Consider the following 22,061-nt stretch of genomic DNA (forward strand, 5'->3'; position numbering starts at 1 on the left):
ATCGTTGGAAGGGAACTCAGTCTGATTTTTGCGATCTGATTAATTGCGAAAAATCTCAAACCTCAACACGGACTGAGTGATGCCTATCATAGTACCCATACCTTAAAATGAATGCCAGAAAATGAGAAAACTTATCCATAAAACCCGTGATAAGAACTATTCCCGTCGATTGACGACATTATTGATGCTCAATGAGGGATTGACGGTAACTTATATCGCCAAAACTCTTCATGCCGCACGTTCTTCCATCAATCGTTGGGTTGAGTGGTTTACATTATATGGACTCGAAGGGCTCAAAAGTTTACCGGCTAGCCGACCTGCTGTCTGGAATCTCCCCTCTCTCTGCTTTGCTCAGATGGGTATTGTCTGGCGCAGAGCGGCACAACAGTAAAACAACCCGTTTTCTATGAAGATGAGGTGGATATTGATTCAAACCCGAAAATCGGCGCGGACTAATAGGACTGGCCGGCACGACACCCCAAAATTACCCTGCTGTTTTCACCCGTCTATTCACCGTGGCTAAATAAAATAGAACGGTTATGGCAATCGCTCCATGAGACAATAACGCGAAATCATTGTTGTCAATTTTATGTGGCAGTTGCTTAATTATGTTAATGCCTTTTTGGCATCGTTTTCATCACAGCCAAAGCCAGGAAGACAAAAAATGAGTGTAGCACTATTATAAGACCTTATTTATAAAAAACAGACAGAACATAAATATAATAGTTCTGTCTGGAACAAAGTGCATCTAATAGAAAATATCTTTAGGCCCTCAATAGCATTAATTCTATCCTGCTAATGAAATGCTGTTCTAAATTTATATTTACTAATCTGACAATTAAACTGCAACGAATTCTACATTCAAACAACGCGCATTACCGACATAGAGACGAGGTTTATTAGTATCAGGATCAAATTTAAAATCAACAACAAACTCAGCACTGGGTGAGAAATAACTATTCCCATAAATATGTCGCAAAGCCTCTTTTTTTACAGGATGGATAATCCCATCAATATAAATGTCATCACCAGACGATATAATATTAATTATCGCCTCTGTTTCATGGCTATAATAGCGCCCTGACAATAGTTTAATATCGACGCTACTTTCATTGTTCATCTTCTTCAAATAAAAAATGTTACCAACTTCATCAATATGTTCCAGTGCGATAACACTGTCATTTTCAACGACGGGCCTGAACTGGATTCTACTTCCTTGTTCTTGGAATGTACCGTCAGAGTTAAAAATAATCGGGTTACCTTTTGTAAATAAATTACCTAATAAATAAACATCTTCTTTGGTAATAATATAAGGATAAGGCTCTAACCCTCGGAAAATACCGGTGATATCAATATCACTGGTTAGGCAATGTGGTTTTTCTGGCTCAACATCAGTATTAAGCAATATATCAATATACTGATCCGTCCATTTACCAACATCAACATCGCGTGCATCAGTCATCGCGATACCTAATTTAGCGTTTGGTAAAATACAAATACTAGCTCTGAAACCAGCATAGGTACCACTATGTTGTATTATCGTTTGCCCTGCACGTTGGTCGATAATCAAACCGTAACCATAATTGTTACGATTGCCATTAGTTAAATCTGGTGTTCGGGATAATTGAGGCAGTAGCTCCTGAACAATCGATGGCGAATAAAACGCTTTAGCCCAACGACATAAATCATTCACTGTGGAGTGAACCGCTGCACTACCCATCACAGAATTGTTAATATCACTTCTTATCCACTGTTGCGAATTTTCATTATAAGTGTAACCCATCGCCCGATTAGAGATAATCTCGGTTATATCATCACAGATAATAGTATCTTTCATCTCTAATGGAGCGAAAACATTTTCTTCTGCATATTCTTTTAACGACTTTCCTGAAACTACGCTGACGATTTCCCCTAGTAAATAATAGCCCGTGTTGCTATAAATATTATATTCCCCAATGGGGGCGTTAAGTGTCTGTTGTCGTTGGATCAATTTTTTCACTAAATCAGCATGGCAGTAGTCAAAACTTGAGTTTTTACCTGCCAGACTATAAAGCAAAAATACATCCCGTAACCCACTGGTGTGATGAATAAGATGCTCAATGGTAATATCAGAGAAATGTGCGGGTAAATAATCCAAATATTGTCTGACTTTATCCTTGACGCAAAGCTTTCCTTCTTTTTCTAGCAAGGCGATGCAAAAAGCCGTGAATTGTTTTGAAGCACTGGCCAAATAGAATTTAGTATTAGTCTGTATAGCAACAGCATGTTCAATGCTAGCTTGCCCGATATGACGCTGATAAATTATCTTATCATCGTGGATAATAGCGACTGCGAGAGCCCCACCTTTTTTTTCATTTTCAACATTAACCAATTCATCTATTTTATTGATAAACAATTGAATATTATCTGTAGATATCATCGATTCCATCATTAATTTCCTTATATAAAGTTATAAAACAAGACATATATATGCAATCTGATAGCAATATATATATGGGCAGTACTGTAAGACGGAAATAACCAACATCCAAGCAATAATGCTTATCATTTAATATCAAAGAGAAACAGAAAGTGACTGCGGTCATTCATCGGAATAGGTGAATTCATGCCAGCAGTGATTCACTACCCGCAATTATTTCAGAACTCATACTGAAATCCAGAATTAAACAGCTTGTTACTATTCATAATCATAGAAATGAGGGAGAGGAGGAGAGAGAAATACAAGCAAAACGCATGCACACACTGCGATTAATCTTAACTGTGCGCATGCGGGTATTCATCTCTAACATTTACATCCATCGTATATAAATGTAGAGGCATATTTAGCTATGGTCAAATATTTCCGCATTCTCCCGATAGCCATCATTATTCTTAGTCAAGATAAGACTGTAAAGTTCCGCGCCGTCTTACATCAACAGTTGCACAATGGAAAGAACCACCGAAGGTATTAAAGTTCCTGAAATTACATGGAATAGGTGTAAAGCCCCAACGTTTCATCGCAGCAATCATTGGCTCATCCTGTTTTTCAACAATCACTCGCTGCTCATCCAACATCAGAATATTCATGTTGATCCATTTACTGGTGGTATATAGAGGGTGATCATCAGGAATAACTGGGTCAGGTGCATGTAATACGTCCCAGTTCCTAAACAATTCAGGAATTTTTAACACCTTTTTGGGGTTAATCAACAGTTTTCCTGGCGCCATAGGAACAAAGGTAGCATCAATATGCATAGGGCTATCATCGTTAAATTCAAAAACATGAATACGATATTCATCACCTATATGACGACGAAGCCATTCAATACCAAATTCATTTGTGACATGGCTCTTTTGAGCAATGATATCTCGCCCACATCGGATAAAATCCGCAGCATCAAAAGTCGGTTCAAATTCAGTTATAGCAAGGGGAACACGCTCCTCGCTATTAGGCTGATGCCATTCGAAATTATATTGTTCCTCGATCAGCTGTGGTTTTGGCCCGGCGCTCCATTTTGCACCTTTCTTAAAGTAATCTTTAAGTAAAGTCTTATATGCCGCCGTCTCAAAATAACGGGAACGCCATGCTAGCGGGCATTCAATAATATCATTTCCAATAACTAACAGCACATCGCGAGGCATTGCACAATAAAACCCTGTACTACTCCAGCCTGGCGCACCAAATACCTGAGATTGGTCTTGCGGATCTGGACGACGTACTGTCACACCTTCACCTTCAAGAATATGGACAAATTCTTCTAACTCTCTAGATGCTGCATCAATTTGTTCTTGCGGAAATGCCCGACCTGCATACCGATAAAAATTAGTAATTTGATTCGGTGGCAATATCGGCTCTATCGCCATATGCCAGCCGGGAAATCTGGCGCCATCAACTACACCGACAATAACCTCCTCAAGTGGGTCCCATTCATTAAAAGAACAAACTGGGGAAGTATTCTTACTATTACAATCTGTTACATTTGAATCAAGCATGTCATCTCCTGATATTTTAATATTATGTCGCTTTAAAACTATAACAATTGTATTAATCGCGACCCTATTTCCATCAATATAAACCTCTTAGAAAAAATTCAATTTCAATATATCATCATACATAATATTATGAATTTACATATCTTCTCGCTTAAAAAATCCAACAACAAATCATAATATTGGCTATTTAAAACAGTAAAAAACTGTTAAAAAATTTATTTTTCCGTTATAAAACGTTCAACCAAGGTAATAATATACAAAACAACTTTATAGTTTCACTGTAATTTTATAACTCTAAAATAAGAATATAAATTTGTCTGCGAGCAATAATATATGGACATTTAAATTTGTAAAGGAATTAAATTTAAGGATTGTAAAATAGAGTTAATGTGATTGTTTGCTATATAATTATTACCGTTAAAACATTACCTAAAATAAACCACATTTATTTATAAGATATAGACTCTTTAATTTCAAAATAATTTATTTAAATAGTAACAGGAAGAACGTAAATATTTACGTTCTTCCTAATTTTAGGTGCATTTGGTAGAAAACACATTTATGTTTTTAATAAAACCAGTCCCATGCTATGAAGAAACACTACATTTAATTTCAATTAGCAATCATGCTGTATTTGGCAACTGATTATATCACTCAAACTAAATCCGGTTATTCTACAGAATATTTTTTCAAACACTCATTTAGAAATTTAACAAATAATTCTTAAATTTCAACACCTACTATATATTTTATCTTAGTAAGTTTACTTTTTGCGACCTTCACTTTTACATCTAATTTTTCATGAAGAACACGTAAAAGAGAAAGATAGAGCAGCACAATCTTCTCTTTATCTTTATCATCAACTAGTAATAGATGAAAATCATCAACTACGCCTAAAATATTCAGACTAACAATAACTGAGCTGGGTGACAGAATATCAATATTGACTTTCTCTACTTTACCCACTCTAAGCTCATCATCGACAATCAGCTCTTCATTTAACAAAATATCTTTCTTAATTATCATGACATAAACTCCAAATTTTAATCTAACCAATTGATAAATAACTTATATCACTCAAGAATATGTACAATAAGCCATTCATCTTGCCCATATTAAATTGTAACCATTTTCACTAGAAAATAAGGTGTTTATCAGGAATTTATCCAGCATTTAGATAACATATACAGCATTTTTGATGCCATATTGACGCTTTATCTAATACATATAACTATAGATGCCATTAATGTATTGTCAATAAAATAAAAAAATAAATTTAATTAATTTAAAATCAATATTTTATTACCCAGTGAAAAATAGAAAAGATATTACATCCTGTAATGAACAGGATATTTCAGTAACTTTTCCAATCTAATATAATGACAGCGATAAATGATAATGGAAAATAAACAGCTACTTCCCTTCTATACTACAAAAGGTAAAACCGAGAAAATCACCTAAGAAACGAAGAATAATTCATAACGTTTTAGCACTATATTTTTTTGAAATAACAAGCGGTATATTAATCAAGTGATGATTTATAGGAAATATTATAATTTCACCCCATCTTTCCATTATAATAACAAGAATATAAAATAAATCTCAGGAAATTATATTATTATTAAATTTATTATAAATCATTAATCACCAAATTTTTATTTATATATATTTCCATTGCCAAATGAGATATGAAATTAACAACAATTACTATGCGAAAATAATCCTAAAAAAAACGTGGTGTCAATTTTGACTATACCACGTTTTATTTCCAAATTTAATATCACTTTCCAATATAGAAAAATACCGACAAATTAATACTATTTTATATAACAGACTTTTACCCATAATCCCTAGATAACCAATTTTTTATATCCTCAACAATAGGAGTAATCTGCAAAACACCTTCACTATTCCTGAACCCATGACTTAAACCTGGGTATTGATAAAAGGTAATATTATCTTTATTTAATTGTTCTTTCATTTTTATCGCTGAACTAGAGCTGACTGAATTATCATTTAGCGTTTGAATAATCAAGATAGGACTCTTAGTCTGATTTAACACTTTATATTGATCAATACCAAGAGAAACCCTCCACCAATTAGCACCGTGGTTACTCATTTCTATATGATTCATATTATTCCCGGTAGCTATTTCTTGCTGAAAATCCCTAAATCCTTTAATTGCCTCATTGAGATATTCTGGTGACACCTCACTCCTTATACTATGAATAACATCATCAGCGAAATGCCGACCTCCACCATTCAGTGACACAGTTCTATCAATATAATTGACTTGTGACGTAATTAAATTGGCAACCACTGCCCCCTCACTTCCACCCAAGACAATGATCTTCTTATATTTATTCTGATGTTTCAAATAACCAATGATCTGAATATAATCCTTAACCCTTTGTTCTGGTGTATCCGAACTCATATAAGCCTTAGGACAATCTGAGCGTTCAACAGCATCAGACCAAGGGAGTGATGCATTAATGCCATATTTTTCCACAGTCAGAACATCACTATCGGGATAAATATCACTAAACGTGTCATTCACAAACTTATTATTGGCGATACTATTACAATCAGAACCCTGTATCAGCACTAATAGATTATTACCTCCTCTTTGCTTAAGATAGTAAGTTATTTCACTACCATCATGACGGAAAAACTGTTTATGCGTATTTGTATTTGAGTAAGCGAAATCTATACAACATGAAAAAAGCAGAACAGATGTCAGAATTTTCTGTCGTAAATTAAAACGATATGCTTTCATTAACCTCTCCTTTAACTAACATATACAAAGACCACAGATTGACGATATTATTCCTGTCAGAAAAATTTTAAAAATTTGAAAACAGATTTCAGAGTTTTTTATCCAGAATGCTAACTATGATCACTAAAATACCCATACCTTGGGAGAGAAGAAATGAAAACCACTTTATCCACCAAAATCGCATTACCCGATAATTATCATCTCCACGATTTTTTCGCTTTTCATCAAAGAGATAAACAAAATATCGCTGAAATTGTGGAACAGAATAAAGTTCGAAAAGGGATGATGTGGGATGACAAACCTGCGGAATTAACCATAGCTATTAATGCAAAAACCGCACATATACAACTTAAAGTTGATGGTGACACCACAGGCCCTGATGAGCGCTTATCTGCTTTAGCATCTCATATGCTAGGGCTTCTACAGCCGGTTCATCTATTTGAATGTTTATATAAAGGACACCCGATTATCGGTTCACTTATTGCCAGACAATCAGGTTTAAGGATTTATCAATCGGCCACACCGTTTGAGGCATTAAGTTGGGCGGTTATCGGCCAACAGATCAGTGTTAGCACAGCCATATCTATTCGCAGGAGATTTATTCAGGCAATAGGAGTTCAGCATTCCTCCGGGCTATGGTGCTTTCCAACCGCCAGACAAATCATCAACCATTCAGAAGATGAATTACGCCAATGCGGATTTTCTGTCAGTAAAGCCAAAGCATTACTCCACTTAAGCCAATTAATTGAATCTGGTGAATTAACATTGGCAATCTCTGATGATGAGCAAGATATTCAGCAACTAACAGATAATTTACTCGCTATAAAAGGCATTGGTATGTGGACAATTAACTATTCCCTGTTACGGGGATTCAACTACTTAAATGGCTCATTACATGGCGATGTCGCCGTAAGACGTAATATGCAGAGACTGTTTAATCAAAATGAAAAAGTTTCCGCAGAACAAGCAGAAAAATGGTTGGCAGATTTCACCCCCTGGAAAGCCCTATTAGCCGCCCATTTATGGCAACAAGAATCAAGTGCAGGGTATTGATGTTATTGTTAATTCTCGTTTATTTTGCTGGTATGGAGTATCGCTGCTATCAAATGATTAACCGTGAAAACAATTTTTTTTCATGAATATAAATCCCATGATAAGACTTGAAAAATTTCCAATAAATCAAATTGTTATGAATATATCCTCATTTCCTCTTCTTTAGATGATTTATTAAAATGAATGAATTTCTAATACCCTCAAATATACACGGATAGTTCTATCGATGAAAAAGGAGGTATTCCCCCCTTGATCAGTGCACACTTAGCAAACAAGTTTTAACTTAGGGTAAACAATACTTTGAAACTCTGCCGGAATTTTGTCTTTAATATCTGATAGTATTTTCTTATCTGCCCCGATAGCTTCTAAAAGCTCATTAATAATAGATTCTAGCTTCTCCGCTCTATCCCATTGGACTTTATAAGCTCCCGAATTTATCTTTTGTTCTATTCTCTGTAACTGTTTATTTTCTTTATATATATATTTCATTCTAATAATATTCACCTCGTTATCTACATTTTCTTTATAGGTGATAATCATATGAATATCATTAGATTTCTTAATTGTTTCAATGCTATCGTATTCACTCTCAAAAATAGCAGTTATGAGCTCATCAGGCTGAACACCTTTCACTAAGCAAAAGGCTACCATTCTTTCTATAATCTCGTTTACTTTTAATGAGTCGATCATCGTATCATCCTCTTAACTTCTTCAAGTATTCCCGCTAATGCCTCTATTGATTTTAGCAATGTTTTATTATCCCGATCCTTAACCACCCCATATATCCTGGATAATTTGCTATTAATAAAACGAACGACAATACCATCATTAACATCTGTTGTCTTTAGATTAGAAATATAGCGATTAAAAACATGGTAAAGCTCAGAGCCTTTTTCATCAATACCGTTTTCAATCAAAAGATTAGCAACCTCATCCTGTATTCGCGTACTCAAGATTTGTCGCATCATTTTTCTTGCTTGCGCAGGCCGCTTCTCTATCAACTCAGGGTCTATTAATTTAGCAGCTTTACGAATTTCTTTCTCTACGAGAAAATCTTTCAAATTTTCACGCACATCTAATGGTAGATCTACTCCCGATTGAATAATTTTATTTATATTTTCGGATACTGACGCATTTATCTCCGCTCTCTTTCTTTCAAATAATTCATTAAAATCTATATCATCAAGATATGAATCTTTATTACTAATAAAGGCTCCCTCACTATTTACACTAGCTAATGAATTTTCTCTCTCAATATATTCTCTATCACTAAATGTATATTCCCGGACACTTCCTCTTTTAGCTCTATCAACTTCCTTTTGAAATACATTCCACATTGTGTTGAGTCCAATTTCTTCATGAAATATTACCAATCCATTATTATCAATTTCAAAAGCTGTTATTTCATCATCAGGTATTGCACGCAATATTCTACCAATCACTTGTGCAAACGCATTAATACTTCTATATGGCCTAAATATAGCCAGAATACTTAAGTATTTATGATCATAACCTTCCATCAGCATGTTAACTGAAATTACGACATCACATTGATGATTTTCAATGTTTCTAAAAGATCTACGTAATTCATCTAAGGACATTTCACTATGAACAATAATAGAATCTAATCCCTTTTCTTTATACCAATGATATAAATCTTCTGCGTGAGAAATACTACAACCTACAGCTAATATTTTATGGGGTACTTTACTAGATAAATTCTTTAACTCATTTAATTTTAATATACTATATTCAATAACATCTTTTGAGCATTCCTCCGACAGAGCGATACTTTTCTCTATCCACTCTTTATCTTTAAATGCCAATACCTCTTCCTTTGATAATTTGACCTCTTCATTTTCTTTTATAGAAAAATACAACTCATGTGCATTAACTGTCTCTTTTCTTAACCACTTCACATAATTATTTTTCATAACCTCTGAAAGAGGAGTTTCATGTATTTTTTCTCCAGGAATCTCTTGATTATCACCTCGATATGGTGTTCCTGTAACATGAAGTATCTTAGCCTCTCGGAAATATCCCAAAACTTCACGCCAACTTTGGGCAGGAGCATGGTGAGCCTCATCAATAATAATAAAATCAAAAAAGTCCTGTGGAACTCTACTTATTAGACTTGTCCCACGCTTACTTGATACTCGATGTATATTAGAGTAAACAATATGACTAGCAAATAAATGCTCATCACTGATATCTTGAAGATATTCATTCACCACAGGAATATCTTTACTATTAAATATAACATCACAATTCACCCAGAAATTGTCCTCTAACACCTCTTGAGTTTTTCGTATACTATCTTTAGTAACAAGCCCAGGAGTTATAATAAGAACTCTTTTATTTGATACTCCATATGGCGCAATAGAAATTAAACCACTTTTACCTGTACCTGTCGGTAGTACTACTAATGCTTCTTTATTATTTGGTTGATTAAAATATTCTCTAATTTTGATGTATGCCTCAATCTGAGGCGTTCTTAATTTCTTATTTCCCTCTATATTAACTGCTGTATCAAAAAAATAAGACATACATATTCCTCTTACTCTAACAATTATATAATCACTATTAAACCTATATTCATGCAAAATAGTCTATGTAGTATGGACAAAATCTTGACTAATAGCACGAAATTTATAATGTGGCCGCTCAATAAATTAATTTTAATTTTTTATAATTACTTCATTTACGCTATCTATTTCAATGAAAAAGCAATAAATTATTCACAGTATATAATCCTATGAATAATTTATTTATCTAATAAGATGAAGCTGTAATTATAAGGGTATTATATCTTTATATTTCCCCTCTCTAAAACCAAAAAGACCTCTGAGAGGTTGTAATGCAGTATATTACGATTAACTTGTCGATTACCCTCTTGTCGAACTTGTAAGAAAGACTTACAAGTTGAATTTTGTACAAGTTCACCCTCATCATAGATAACCTTAACATGCTGTGTGATCGCCTGAGGCGTCACCTGATAAAGATTGGCTATCTCCGCTTGTGATAACCACAGCGTATCGGATTCAAAACGGCATTCGACATGTGCCTGACCATCGTCACTTCGGAACAAAATAAATTCGCCCTGTGGTGCTTCAGGAAGATCATCACTCATCAATTGCCTCCGCTCTATTGACCGTTATCTCAAGTAGGTGAAAAACCAATGGTACTAATATACCTGGAAGAATAAATGTTAAAATACTCAAACCAATTAGTTGCCTGCTACCGACATCTTCGCCAGTTCCGGATTCATGGGATCAAAAATTGCCAGCGGCAATTCAACCTTCCGCCCATTCTGATCTTTTACTGCTTTGACTAACTTAAATTCAGCAATATCAGCACACATAATTTCTTAATGATGAAATGGTCGCTCGGGTTGCCTCAATGCCCAAACAGAGCAAGTCACGACTTGGCAGAAGCTGTTGCCGCATAGGTGCCCCGCACTTTTTTATGCTCGCCAGTAACATTATTGTTGAAAGTTAAATTCACTCAAATTATATTTAGTGAAGGTTATTAATATTGTTCCATATAGTCATATAGTCATATAGTCATATAGTCATATAGTCATATAGTCATATAGTCATATAGTCATATAGTCATATAGTCATATAGTCATATAGTCATATAGTCATATAGTAAATGGAGCATTTATGAAAAAAACATCCTTATTTTTAACAAGTTCATTATTGACTATTTCTTTCCTTTCAATCACACCAATAGCCTCAGCAGAAACCACCTCCCTAAAAAATCAATTCAATTTAGAAAATCAAAATTCAACAAATTTAGATTTTGATTTGAAATTATATAGTTCAAATGGAGGACCTGGTGGTAACGGCGGTAATGGCGGAAGTGGGGCAGGATCTCATGGTGGTAATGGCGGCAATGGCGGCAACGGTGGAAGTGGGCCAAATGGTGGCGATGGAGGAAAAGGTGGATCAGGAGGGAAAGGAGGCCCTAATGGTGGTCAAAATGGCAAAAATGGAAGGGATGGCTAGAGTTCCTGACACTATTTACCATTTTGTGCTGCGACACAAAGCTGTTCCTATAATTTTTTCAGTCAATAGGTCGTAATAAGAGCGAAGAAACCTGCTGCCTCACCAACAGTTCCCAGCCCGACTGTGCATTAAGAATGATTTTAATGTACAAAACGCCGGGAAAATAGATAAGCATCAAAACGTATAGCCGGTGCGCCTCCAGAACCCCGGAACAACTACAGGCGTTAAAAAGCTTCGGCGTTCGGCTGATTGCAAAAAGTGAAACCAAAATGTCTTAGGAGAGCATAAAATTTATGGTCACTCTCGTTTTTACCATACTAATTTTGATGACTTTTTCTGGGGCGAGTGCGGATGGCGGAAGATCACAGGAGTCGAACCTGCCAGAGACCGCTGGCGGCCCCATCTGGATTTGAAGTCCAGCCGCCCCGCCGGGGACGATGATCTTCCATATAAATACAAAGAATTATGAAAAGGAGCTAATCATAGCGCATATTATCTGGCTTCTGAATCCGTTTGCTGAAATCATTCTCAATTTCCTAAAAAGCATTAAATTTTGTTGTTCATAAACTCAACATTCGCGTTGAGTTTGTCGAATTTTACCTACATCTTATTAGCCGATACCCATTACGATACAAGGTTGCTCCTCTCAGCAATGTATCCAACACATAAAAAGGACGCTTTATATGACTAATCCGTTACTCGTTCCATCAGGTTTACCAAAATTTTCTTCTATTAAACCAGAACATGTTGTTCCCGCTGTAAAAGAAGTCATTGCCAATTATCGCCAAACTATCGAAAAAATATTGGCCGAGAATACCGTTTTTACCTGGGATAATCTGTGTCAGCCATTGGCCGAAGCAAGTGATAAGCAGTCCCGTGCATGGTCACCAGTCAATCATCTGAATTCGGTTAAAAACAGCCCAGAATTACGCGCCGTCTATGAAGAAAGTTTGCCATTACTGTCCGAATTCAGTACCTGGTTAGGTCAACACAAGGGACTATATCAAGCCTATAAGTCATTACGTGAAAGCGCGGAGTTTGAGAAGCTCTCTGTGCCTCAACGCAAAGTTGTCGAAAATGCACTGCGTGATTTTAAACTATCAGGTATTGGTCTGCCTGAAGAGAAGCAGAAACGCTATGGCGAGATCAGTGCTCGTTTGTCAGATTTAAGTTCGCAATTCAACAATAATGTGCTTGATGCCACTATGGGCTGGACCAAATTAATTACTAACGTGAAAGATCTGGCTGGTCTGCCTGAAAGCGCACTTGCCGCCGCTAAAGCACAAGCAGAAGCCAAAGGACAAAAAGGCTGGCTACTGACTTTAGAAGCACCAAGTTATCAGCCGGTTATCACCTATGCAGATAACCGTCAACTGCGTCGGGAAATTTACCACGCCTACAATACCCGCGCATCCGATCAGGGGCCAAATGCAGGTAAATGGGATAACAGCGAAGTGATCGCCGAAATCCTCGCGCTACGTCACGAACAAGCTCTGTTGCTTGGTTTCAAAAATTATGCAGAACAATCCCTTGCAACCAAGATGGCAAAAACCCCGAAGGAAGTATTGGATTTTCTGAATGATTTGACAAAACGCGCTCATCCACAGGGCGAAGAGGAAGTAGATGAATTAAAAGGTTTTGCTAAATGGCATCATTGCGCCCACAAGCTGGAAGCTTGGGATATGACTTATTATGGTGAAAAACAAAAACAGTACGAGTTCTCTATCAATGATGAGCAATTACGTCCTTATTTCCCGGAACAAAAGGCTGTCGAAGGGTTATTCGAAGTTGTTCGCCGTATCTATGGCATTACGGCTAAAGAGCGCCATGATGTAGAAACCTGGCATCAGGATGTCCGTTTCTTTGATCTGTACGATGACACCAATGAGCTACGTGGTAGCTTCTATATGGATCTGTATGCACGCGAGAATAAACGTGGCGGCGCCTGGATGGATGAGTGTATCAGCAGTATGCGTCGCTCCAACGGCGAACTGCAAAAGCCTGTCGCTTATCTGAACTGCAACTTCAACAAACCTGTTGGCAATAAACCAGCGCTATTCACTCACAATGAAGTCAATACGCTGTTCCACGAGTTTGGTCACTGTCTACACCTGATGCTGACTAAGATTGAAACTGCCGGTGTCTCCGGTACCAATGGTGTACCGTGGGATGCGGTTGAAATGCCAAGCCAATTCATGGAAAACTGGTGCTGGGAGCCAGAAGCACTGGCATTCATCTCTGGTCACTATGAGACTAAAGAACCTCTGCCGCAATCCATGTTGGATAATCTGTTAGCAGCCAAAAACTATCAGGCTGCCATGAGGATCTTACGTCAACTTGAGTTTGGTCAGTTCGATTTCCGTCTGCATGTTAACTACGATCCAAAGAAAGGCGCTCAAACCATGAAGACCTTAAAAGAAGTGAAGAAATTGGTCTCCGTAGTGCCTTCACCTGAATGGGGCCGTTTCCCACATTCATTCACCCACATCTTCTCCGGTGGTTATGCCGCTGGCTACTACAGTTATCTGTGGGCTGATGTGTTGGCAGCCGATGCTTACTCTCGTTTCGAGGAAGAAGGCATTTTTAACCGCGAAACCGGGCAATCTTTCCTTGATAACATTTTGTCCCGTGGCGGTTCAGAAGAACCAATGGAGTTGTTCAAACGCTTCCGTGGCCGTGAACCAAAACTGGATGCAATGCTGCGCAAGGCCGGTATTAAAGGGTAATTTAAGGTGGGAATCTGTTTAATCTGTGAACAAGGCGCTGATAACAGCGCCTTATCTCAACTGGCAGAGCGCTGGGGGCTGATGCATGACGAAAGCGCGATTATGGCGTTGGTCTTTACCCCTCAACGTCTTGAACTTCGTAAACGGGATGAGCCAAAGCTAGGCGGCATCTATGTCGATTTTGTATCAGGTACAATGGCACATCGCCGTCGCTTTGGCGGCGGACGCGGCGAAGCCGTTGCTAAGGCCATAGGAATCAAAAAAGATTATCTACCAACAGTCGTAGATGCTACCGCCGGCCTGGGGCGCGATGCCTTTGTGCTGGCATCACTGGGTTGTCATGTAAGAATGCTGGAACGCCATCCTGTGGTCGCGGCATTGCTGGATGATGGACTGCAACGAGGTTATCAGGATGAAGAAATTGGCGGCTGGTTGCAAGAGCGCATGACGCTGCTCCATGCCTCCAGCATTACAGCGCTGGCCGATATTACGCCACAGCCCGATGTCGTTTATCTTGATCCTATGTATCCACATAAGCAGAAAAGTGCACTGGTGAAAAAAGAGATGCGAGTGTTCCAATCTCTGGTTGGCACTGATGAAGATGCCGATAGTTTGCTAGCCCCTGCACGCGCTTTGGCAAAACGCCGCGTCGTGGTAAAGCGGCCAGATTATGCAGAACCCTTAGCTGGAGTCGCTGCATCAGCAGCTATCACCACGAAAAATCACCGTTTTGATATTTATCCTCGTTGAAAAAAATCAGCCGTTATTGCGGCTGATATCTTTTAGTTTAAAGAATGTAGTTTAAAGAATGCCTTGAGCAAGCATAGCGTCAGCAACTTTCACAAATCCGGCAATGTTCGCACCCTGAACATAATTGATCTGTTTGCCCTCGCCACCATACTCAACACAGGCGTGGTGAATATCCAGCATGATGTGGTGCAAGCGTGCATCCACTTTTTCAGCCTTCCAGCCTAAACGGGCCGCATTTTGTGCCATTTCCAGACCAGATGTTGCCACGCCACCAGCATTGGCCGCTTTACCGGGTGCGAATAGCACACCTGCTTCAATAAAGGCTTCCGTCGCTGAAATAGTTGCTGGCATATTCGCCCCTTCAGCAACCGCTTTGACGCCATTCTTGATAAGGACCTTAGCCGCATCCAAGTCCAGTTCATTCTGAGTGGCGCATGGCAAAGCGATATCAACCGGCACAGACCAAGGTTGTAACCCTTTCAAGAAAGTCAGACCCCGCTCTCTGGCGTATTCTTCCACACGGCCATAGCGTTGGTTTTTTATCTCTTCAAGATGAGCCAGCTTCTCCGGCGTAAACCCTTCCTCATCAACTAAAGTACCGCCGGAATCAGAAGCGGTTACCACTTTCGCTCCCAATGCCATGCATTTTTCAATCGTATATTGCGCCACATTACCTGCACCGGAAACCGATACGCGCATACCGTCAAAGCCCATACCATGACGTTTCAACATGGCATTGACGAAATAGACCAGACCATAGCCGGTTGCTTCCGGGCGAATCAAGCTACCGCCAAAAGAGAGACCTTTGCCAGTAAATACGCAAGCTGTGTTGTTAGAAAGCTTTTTCATCATCCCTGACATAAAAGCCACTTCACGGCCACCCACACCAATGTCACCTGCGGGAACATCAGTATCCGGCCCCAAATGGCGGTACAATTCTGTCATTAATGCCTGACAAAAACGCATGACTTCGCCCTGACTCTTTCCTTTAGGATCAAAATCTGAACCACCTTTACCACCACCCATTGGTAAAGTTGTTAGTGCATTTTTCAAGGTTTGTTCAAAGCCCAAGAATTTCAGAATAGAGAGGTTTACCGATGGATGAAAACGCATGCCGCCTTTGTATGGACCAATGGCGGAGTTGAATTGCACTCGCCATGCCCGGTTTACCTGCACTTTACCCTGATCATCTACCCAGCAAACCCGAAACTGGATAACCCTTTCTGGCTCCACCATACGTTCCAGTAGGCTATGTTCACGGTATTTCGGGTTTTGTTCAAGAAACGGCCAAAGAGAGGTGAATACTTCCCGAACAGCCTGGAGATATTCTGGTTGATATTCATCCCTGCGTTGAATCGATCCAAGAAATGAAGACAAAGATAGTAAACAGCTCATTTAGTTATTCCTTATTTCTACTTCGGTTGTGATGGATTCTCAGTCATTTTCTAATCATTATTTTTGTTGAAAATGTGAGATAAGTTGTGTTTGCCCTTTGAATATATCATTGTTCTATATTCATCTTTCAAGAAGTTTTTTCGCAGAAAGGTAAAAAAAATTTCTTGATTGCACCGAGCATAAGCCAAACACCCCCCCATTTCACCAAAAAAAAACGCCTGCATAAGCAGGCGATTTTATCGAATAACTTTTCAATCTATTGTCATTCATCATCACGCAGAGGAACAATCAGCATATCAACATGAACCGTATTAATTAACTGACGAGCAGAAGACATCAATTTGCTCCAGAAATCCTGATGATGACCACAAACAACCATATCTATGTCATATTTCTTGATTGCATCAACCAGTACTTGACCCAGATCACCGCTACCGCTCAGGGTCTCCTGAATGTCATAGTCTGAATCTGCTGAGAGCGCTTTCAGCGCACTGCGGGTCTCGTCAGTAATACGTTGCTGCATATCACCGAGATTAACATCAATCAAACCGGTGTAGAGATCGGAATAGTTAACATCAACATGGATCAGGGAAACTTTGGCATTGTCCGGTTTAGCCATAGAAACAGCTTTTCTCACCAAAACCTGACTTTCCGGGGATAAATCAACCGCAACAAGAATATGTTTGTAAGCCATAAGCGAACTCCTTCCATAATGCCGAGTTAGTGAGTTGGCAGGGCAAATTGCCACTATCCTGTGTTTATTACTAATTTAGAATGTTCTTCAAGTCCTGTTTCGATCACAGCTCATCGGTTTAGCGACTGGACAAAGAACATCCACCAAACAACATATACCACAATTGCTCTTCCTGCCACTTGATGGATAGCAAAATCCTACTCTGAATTTACGGCCTTTCTTGATACCCAATATATTTACGTGAATAGCTAATCAATCTCTCTGAGGTTTCATGGTTGGATAGAACTGACCAGATGAGTGTTTATGACGTTTTTCTACTAGTTCTGTCCCAACTCATGCAGAACAGGTTTTTTGTACTATCTGGCTATCTTTCCTACAATAAATATAAAGGTGTCGCCACCTGCAATTTTGATTTTTTCTTTTTTGTGACAGCTTTGGCTAACCATTCTAAGGAGGGGATTATGTTCAGTACAATCGCATTGTTTTGGGCGCTGTGTCTTGTCTGCATTATCAATATGATGCGCTACTTCTCTTCACTACGAGCATTGCTGTCCATTCTTCGTCAATCTGACCCCTTGCTTTATCAATCAGTAGACGGTAACGGCTTTTTCACTACTCATGGGCAACTTAATAAGCAAATACGACTAGTGAACTATATCAATTCACAACGTTACCTTGATCATCATGATCCAGAAGTTGTTCTTCGTTGTGAAAGGTTGAGAAGACAATTTATTTTGACCAGCGCACTGAGTGGATTAGTTGTTATTTGCCTGATCTCTATGTTGATTTGGTATTAAATAAAAAGGCGGTATAGTTAACCCATACCGCCCTCAAATTATCCATTAAAACAATTAAATCAGTTTCAAAGCGAACCAGTAAAGCGTACCGGACAGCCCGATTGAAACCGGCAGCGTCAGTATCCAAGCCAGCATGATATTCTGGATAGTTTTACCCTGAACCCCACCGCCATCGACCAACATCGTTCCAGCCACCGCAGAAGAAAGCACCTGCGTAGTAGAGACCGGCATGCCGGTATAACTCGCAACACCAATTGAAACAGCAGCAGTCATCTGAGCTGAAACACCTTGCGCGTAGGTCATACCTTTTTTGCCAATCTTCTCACCAATAGTGACTGCAACACGTTTCCAGCCAACCATCGTTCCCAAAGACAGAGCCAGTGCTACCGCAATGATAATCCAGACAGGCGCATACTCAACGGTGTGTAATAAGTCTTTCCGCAATTTATTCAGGAAACGGGCGTCTTCAGCACGAGTTTCCGGCAGTTTAGCCAGAGACTCCGCCGTATCAGCAATACACATCAACATACGGCGCATATTGTTACGCTGTTCAGCATTCAGCTCACTGTAGCTCTGAATGCCCTTCAATAGACTTTCTGTCTGATCAAGAACAACGACAGCACGCGTAATATCACAATGGAATCGCCCTTCCGGTTCATCTTCCGCAACAGCGACCGATGGCGTCAGCTCAATTGCATGGGATAACTCTGAGCCATGCTGCCGATAATATTGTTGCAAGTGAGTAATAGCGTCGTAGGTACGGGCGATGTCATAACCATTGGCATTCATGTTTACAACAAATCCCGCTGGCGCTACACCAATTAGCACCAGCATAATCAAACCGATACCTTTCTGACCATCATTCGCCCCATGAGAGAAGCTTACGCCTACCGCAGACAAAATCAGCGCTGTACGTGTCCAGAAAGGGGGCTTACGCTTACCATCCTTCTTTTCACGTTCAGCGGGAGTCAGATGAATACGTTTACGTTTCTTGGTGCTACTCCAGTAACGACGCAGCAGAAACACGACTGCCCCTGCGATGATCAATCCGATTAAAGGAGAGAGGATCAACGACAGGAAAATCTGTATCATCTTCGGCACATTCAACGCATCAACCACAGAAGAACCGGTTACGATGGCATTGGTTAAACCGATACCAATGATGGAACCAATCAGGGTATGGGAACTGGATGCAGGTAAACCGAAATACCAGGTCCCAAGGTTCCAGACAATCGCAGCCAGCAACATGGAAAACACCATAGCAAGGCCATGAGCAGAACTGACATTGAGAAGAAGATCGGTCGGAAGCAAATGCACAATCGCGTAAGCGACACTTAATCCACCAAGAAGAACACCAAAGAAGTTAAATACCCCAGCCATAACGACGGCGAACTGTGCTCGCATAGCACGGGTATAAATAACTGTTGCTACCGCATTCGCGGTATCATGAAAGCCATTAATGGCTTCATAAAACAGCACAAACAGTAGTGCCAGTACTAACATTAGGCTGGTGTGAAAATCCAGGCCAGTAAAAAGATGTAGCATAAACGTTAAGCCAGTTAGTTGGACATGAACGCGGCGCATTATCAGTGACAAATGCTAGCGGGGGAAGTGAAATATGAACTTTTTTTGATTTCATGACAACTAGGTAACAATAAGAAATAGGAATATTCCTTATATATCATTAAATTACATATCTTCTAAAAAATTGACAGATTTAAGTTATAAGGGAATTTTTCCCCACAAACTTATCAAAAATGCAACATATTAGGGGTAATTCCCCACTAAATTATTTAGTCATAAAGAGAAAAACAGTGGAAAGATTTGATGCGGTTATTATTGGCGCCGGTGCAGCTGGTTTGTTCTGCGCAGCTCAGGCTGGGCAGCTCGGTTTACGGATACTTGTTCTGGACAATGGCAAAAAAGCTGGGCGTAAAATTTTGATGTCCGGTGGTGGACGTTGCAACTTCACGAATCTGTACACAGAACCATCAGCTTATCTTTCTGCTAACCCCCATTTTTGCAAGTCTGCTCTGGCTCGTTACACACAATGGGATTTTATCGAACTGGTTCAACGTCATGGCATTGCTTACCATGAAAAAACACTGGGGCAGCTTTTCTGTGACGACTCTGCCCAACAGATAGTTGATATGTTACTGAAAGAGTGTGAAACCGGTCAGGTTACTATTCGTCTGCGCAGCGAAGTTAGCCAGGTAGAAAAAAATGAACGGGGTTTCGTTATCATCGTTAACGGAAAGGAAGTAAGTACACGCTCACTTGTTATCGCTTCCGGTGGATTATCTATGCCTGGCCTTGGAGCAACTCCTTTTGGTTATCGAATCGCAGAACAGTTCGGTTTGAAAGTCTTGGCAACCCGCGCCGCTCTTGTGCCTTTTACTCTGCATAAACCACTACTGGAGCAACTTCATATGCTCTCTGGCGTGTCTGTTCCCGCCATTGTTACCGCCGAAAACGATACTCTGTTCAAAGAAAATATTCTGTTTACCCACCGAGGACTTTCTGGTCCAGCAATCTTACAAATTTCCAGTTACTGGCAACCGGGGGAGTTTGTAAGCATTAACTTACTTCCAGATAGTGATCTGGAAACCTTTCTTGAGCAAGAACAGAGTTCCCACCCAAACCAAAGCGTAAAAAATACTTTGGCAAAAATTATTACCAAAGCGGCTAACAGAGTGTCTGCAAACGCTCGGTCAGATCCCAGATATTGCTCTTAAACAACTAACTCCAAATCAGCAAAAACAGTTGGCGGCTAACCTCCAATCATGGCGGGTACAACCTAACGGTACGGAAGGCTATCGCACCGCCGAAGTGACAATGGGAGGTGTTGATACTCACCAGCTTTCCTCCAAAACGATGGAAGCTAATCAGGTAAAAGGACTCTACTTTATTGGTGAGGTGGTAGACGTCACCGGCTGGCTTGGTGGCTATAACTTCCAATGGGCATGGAGTTCCTCTTGGGCATGTGCGCAAGCGTTGTGACTGTTGTGGAGAGACATAAAGTTTGCCCATAAGGAGATTCACAAGTTTCGTCTAACCAAAAATCGGGAAAAATGATACTGGAAAGCCGGATGAGGTCGAAAGTCTCATGTCCGGTTTGAAGAGGGGCGTTCGGAAAAGTGTCATAGCAAATGGTAACTCGCTAGCGCTCTACTCTACTTCACATCCGGTTGCGTGAGAGCCTATGTCGGGCAACTCGACCATACCTAACTACCGGAATCATGACTTGGGTGGTTTAGCTCTGTCAGTTGACGCAGCCATCATTCTGAAAATGACAGATATGGAGCATATTTTTAATTGAAGACTGTGACTGCTCCCCGCCGTAAAAAACGGCGAGGCTTCCCACTTCTCAGGCTGCCACCGTCTTTATGACGGCTTGACGCTGGCCTCCGTGGGCAAAGACGACGAGTCCCGCCGCCTGTAATTCTGTTATGCTCTTGCGCTGGATGTTGATCGCCGCATTGATATCGCGGTCATGTTCGGCTCGCAGAAAGGGCATGGCCTGATCCGCTTACGCAGCGGCATTTCCGGCATTTTGTGACCGCAGCCATGACAGGTTTTCGAACTGGCGAACCACTGATCCAGTTTGACCAGATGGACGCCCGCCGCTGCGGCTTTGTATTCCAGTTTCTTGATGAAGCCATGCTAGCCCGCATCCCCGATAGCGCGAGCTATATGGTGATTCTTAATCATAGGCCTGAAAGGTGTCTGCATCACTGAGAATATCCCCGTGATTTGAGGTCACATTGATATTGTACTCGTGGACCGGAATATTGAGTTCTGGATTGTTGTGTAACAATGTTTCTAAAACAGTCGGATAGGCCATGCGCGTCATGATGATGCTCCTCGAATGTCAGTGATGATTCAGGG

Annotated in this window: 16 protein-coding genes, 1 tRNA gene and 4 pseudogenes; 7 read left to right on the top strand and 14 right to left on the bottom strand. The window is 39.8% G+C overall.

All coding sequences use genetic code 11. The features are described from left to right. Positions 1-121: 121 nt before the first annotated feature. Positions 122-685, top strand: a pseudogene (locus C6H66_RS18740) (transposase). Between the two features lie 153 nt (positions 686-838). On the opposite strand, the gene C6H66_RS18745 reads toward C6H66_RS18740, so the two are convergent. The 4 genes from C6H66_RS18745 to C6H66_RS18760 form a co-directional block, all read right to left on the bottom strand. Next, positions 839-2,431, bottom strand: a complete 1,593-nt coding sequence (locus tag C6H66_RS18745; RefSeq protein WP_046396729.1) for a serine hydrolase domain-containing protein — start codon at positions 2,429-2,431, stop codon at positions 839-841. Positions 2,432-2,871: 440 nt separating this feature from the next. Beyond that, on the bottom strand, positions 2,872-3,972 hold the full coding sequence (locus C6H66_RS18750; RefSeq protein ID WP_036778981.1) for an amidinotransferase: 1,101 nt from the start codon (positions 3,970-3,972) through the stop codon (positions 2,872-2,874). 723 nt (positions 3,973-4,695) lie between these two features. Continuing rightward, positions 4,696-4,998, bottom strand: coding sequence for a hypothetical protein (locus tag C6H66_RS18755; RefSeq protein WP_046396730.1), 303 nt, complete (start codon positions 4,996-4,998; stop codon positions 4,696-4,698). A gap of 811 nt (positions 4,999-5,809) precedes the next feature. After that, positions 5,810-6,748 carry a dienelactone hydrolase family protein gene (locus C6H66_RS18760; RefSeq protein WP_105396378.1) on the bottom strand — a complete coding sequence of 313 codons (939 nt, stop codon included), beginning with the start codon at positions 6,746-6,748 and terminating at the stop codon, positions 5,810-5,812. Between the two features lie 153 nt (positions 6,749-6,901). Between C6H66_RS18760 and C6H66_RS18765 the strand changes: the two genes are divergently transcribed. Next, positions 6,902-7,801 (top strand): DNA-3-methyladenine glycosylase family protein, encoded by a 900-nt coding sequence (locus tag C6H66_RS18765; protein ID WP_105396379.1) that lies wholly within the window; start codon positions 6,902-6,904, stop codon positions 7,799-7,801. A gap of 264 nt (positions 7,802-8,065) precedes the next feature. Here C6H66_RS18765 and C6H66_RS26085 read toward each other — a convergent pair whose 3' ends face one another. The 4 genes and pseudogenes from C6H66_RS26085 to C6H66_RS27320 form a co-directional block, all read right to left on the bottom strand. Continuing rightward, complete coding sequence (locus tag C6H66_RS26085) at positions 8,066-8,491, bottom strand: hypothetical protein (RefSeq protein ID WP_181150242.1); 426 nt, start codon at positions 8,489-8,491, stop codon at positions 8,066-8,068. After that, positions 8,488-10,347, bottom strand: a complete 1,860-nt coding sequence (locus C6H66_RS18775; RefSeq protein ID WP_105396380.1) for a DEAD/DEAH box helicase — start codon at positions 10,345-10,347, stop codon at positions 8,488-8,490. Before C6H66_RS18775 ends, C6H66_RS26085 begins: the two co-directional genes overlap by 4 nt. Positions 10,348-10,631: 284 nt before the next feature. Beyond that, a pseudogene (locus tag C6H66_RS18780) lies at positions 10,632-10,931 on the bottom strand (virulence RhuM family protein); the annotation flags it as partial. A gap of 96 nt (positions 10,932-11,027) precedes the next feature. After that, complete coding sequence (locus C6H66_RS27320) at positions 11,028-11,162, bottom strand: hypothetical protein (RefSeq protein WP_256448166.1); 135 nt, start codon at positions 11,160-11,162, stop codon at positions 11,028-11,030. 304 nt (positions 11,163-11,466) lie between these two features. Here C6H66_RS27320 and C6H66_RS18785 point away from each other — a divergent pair, with 304 nt between their 5' ends. Then, positions 11,467-11,811, top strand: a complete 345-nt coding sequence (locus C6H66_RS18785; protein ID WP_105396381.1) for a hypothetical protein — start codon at positions 11,467-11,469, stop codon at positions 11,809-11,811. Positions 11,812-12,163: 352 nt separating this feature from the next. Here the strand turns inward: C6H66_RS18785 and C6H66_RS26090 are convergent. Then, positions 12,164-12,258: transfer RNA gene (locus C6H66_RS26090), tRNA-Sec, on the bottom strand. Positions 12,259-12,494: 236 nt separating this feature from the next. On the opposite strand from C6H66_RS26090, the gene prlC reads away from it, so the two are divergent. Beyond that, entirely contained in the window at positions 12,495-14,537 is a 2,043-nt protein-coding gene (prlC, locus tag C6H66_RS18790) for an oligopeptidase A (RefSeq protein WP_046396736.1), read from the top strand. A 6-nt stretch (positions 14,538-14,543) separates the two neighbouring features. After that, complete coding sequence (gene rsmJ, locus C6H66_RS18795; RefSeq protein WP_036779002.1) at positions 14,544-15,287, top strand: 16S rRNA (guanine(1516)-N(2))-methyltransferase RsmJ; 744 nt, start codon at positions 14,544-14,546, stop codon at positions 15,285-15,287. A gap of 51 nt (positions 15,288-15,338) precedes the next feature. On the opposite strand, the gene gdhA is transcribed toward rsmJ, so the two are convergent. Next, positions 15,339-16,682, bottom strand: a complete 1,344-nt coding sequence (gdhA, locus tag C6H66_RS18800; RefSeq protein ID WP_046396738.1) for an NADP-specific glutamate dehydrogenase — start codon at positions 16,680-16,682, stop codon at positions 15,339-15,341. Positions 16,683-16,944: 262 nt separating this feature from the next. Beyond that, positions 16,945-17,376: a universal stress protein UspA gene (gene uspA / locus C6H66_RS18805; RefSeq protein WP_036779007.1), complete on the bottom strand. Its 432-nt coding sequence runs from the start codon at positions 17,374-17,376 to the stop codon at positions 16,945-16,947. Positions 17,377-17,837: 461 nt separating this feature from the next. On the opposite strand from uspA, the gene uspB reads away from it, so the two are divergent. After that, positions 17,838-18,173 carry a universal stress protein UspB gene (gene uspB, locus C6H66_RS18810; RefSeq protein WP_036812627.1) on the top strand — a complete coding sequence of 112 codons (336 nt, stop codon included), beginning with the start codon at positions 17,838-17,840 and terminating at the stop codon, positions 18,171-18,173. Between the two features lie 54 nt (positions 18,174-18,227). Here the strand turns inward: uspB and pitA are convergent, their stop codons facing one another. Further along, entirely contained in the window at positions 18,228-19,718 is a 1,491-nt protein-coding gene (pitA, locus tag C6H66_RS18815; protein WP_046396739.1) for an inorganic phosphate transporter PitA, read from the bottom strand. A gap of 269 nt (positions 19,719-19,987) precedes the next feature. Between pitA and C6H66_RS18820 the strand changes: the two are divergent. After that, a pseudogene (locus C6H66_RS18820) lies at positions 19,988-21,173 on the top strand (BaiN/RdsA family NAD(P)/FAD-dependent oxidoreductase). A gap of 367 nt (positions 21,174-21,540) precedes the next feature. Here C6H66_RS18820 and C6H66_RS18825 read toward each other — a convergent pair. After that, a pseudogene (locus C6H66_RS18825) lies at positions 21,541-21,884 on the bottom strand (zinc ribbon domain-containing protein); the annotation flags it as partial. Beyond that, a complete protein-coding gene (locus C6H66_RS26095) occupies positions 21,877-22,026 on the bottom strand; it encodes a hypothetical protein (protein WP_160297049.1) in 150 nt (49 codons plus the stop codon). The gene C6H66_RS26095 and the pseudogene C6H66_RS18825, both read right to left, overlap by 8 nt. Positions 22,027-22,061: the final 35 nt, after the last annotated feature.

This window comes from Photorhabdus hindustanensis (genome assembly GCF_002968995.1).
Classification (GTDB): domain Bacteria; phylum Pseudomonadota; class Gammaproteobacteria; order Enterobacterales; family Enterobacteriaceae; genus Photorhabdus; species Photorhabdus akhurstii.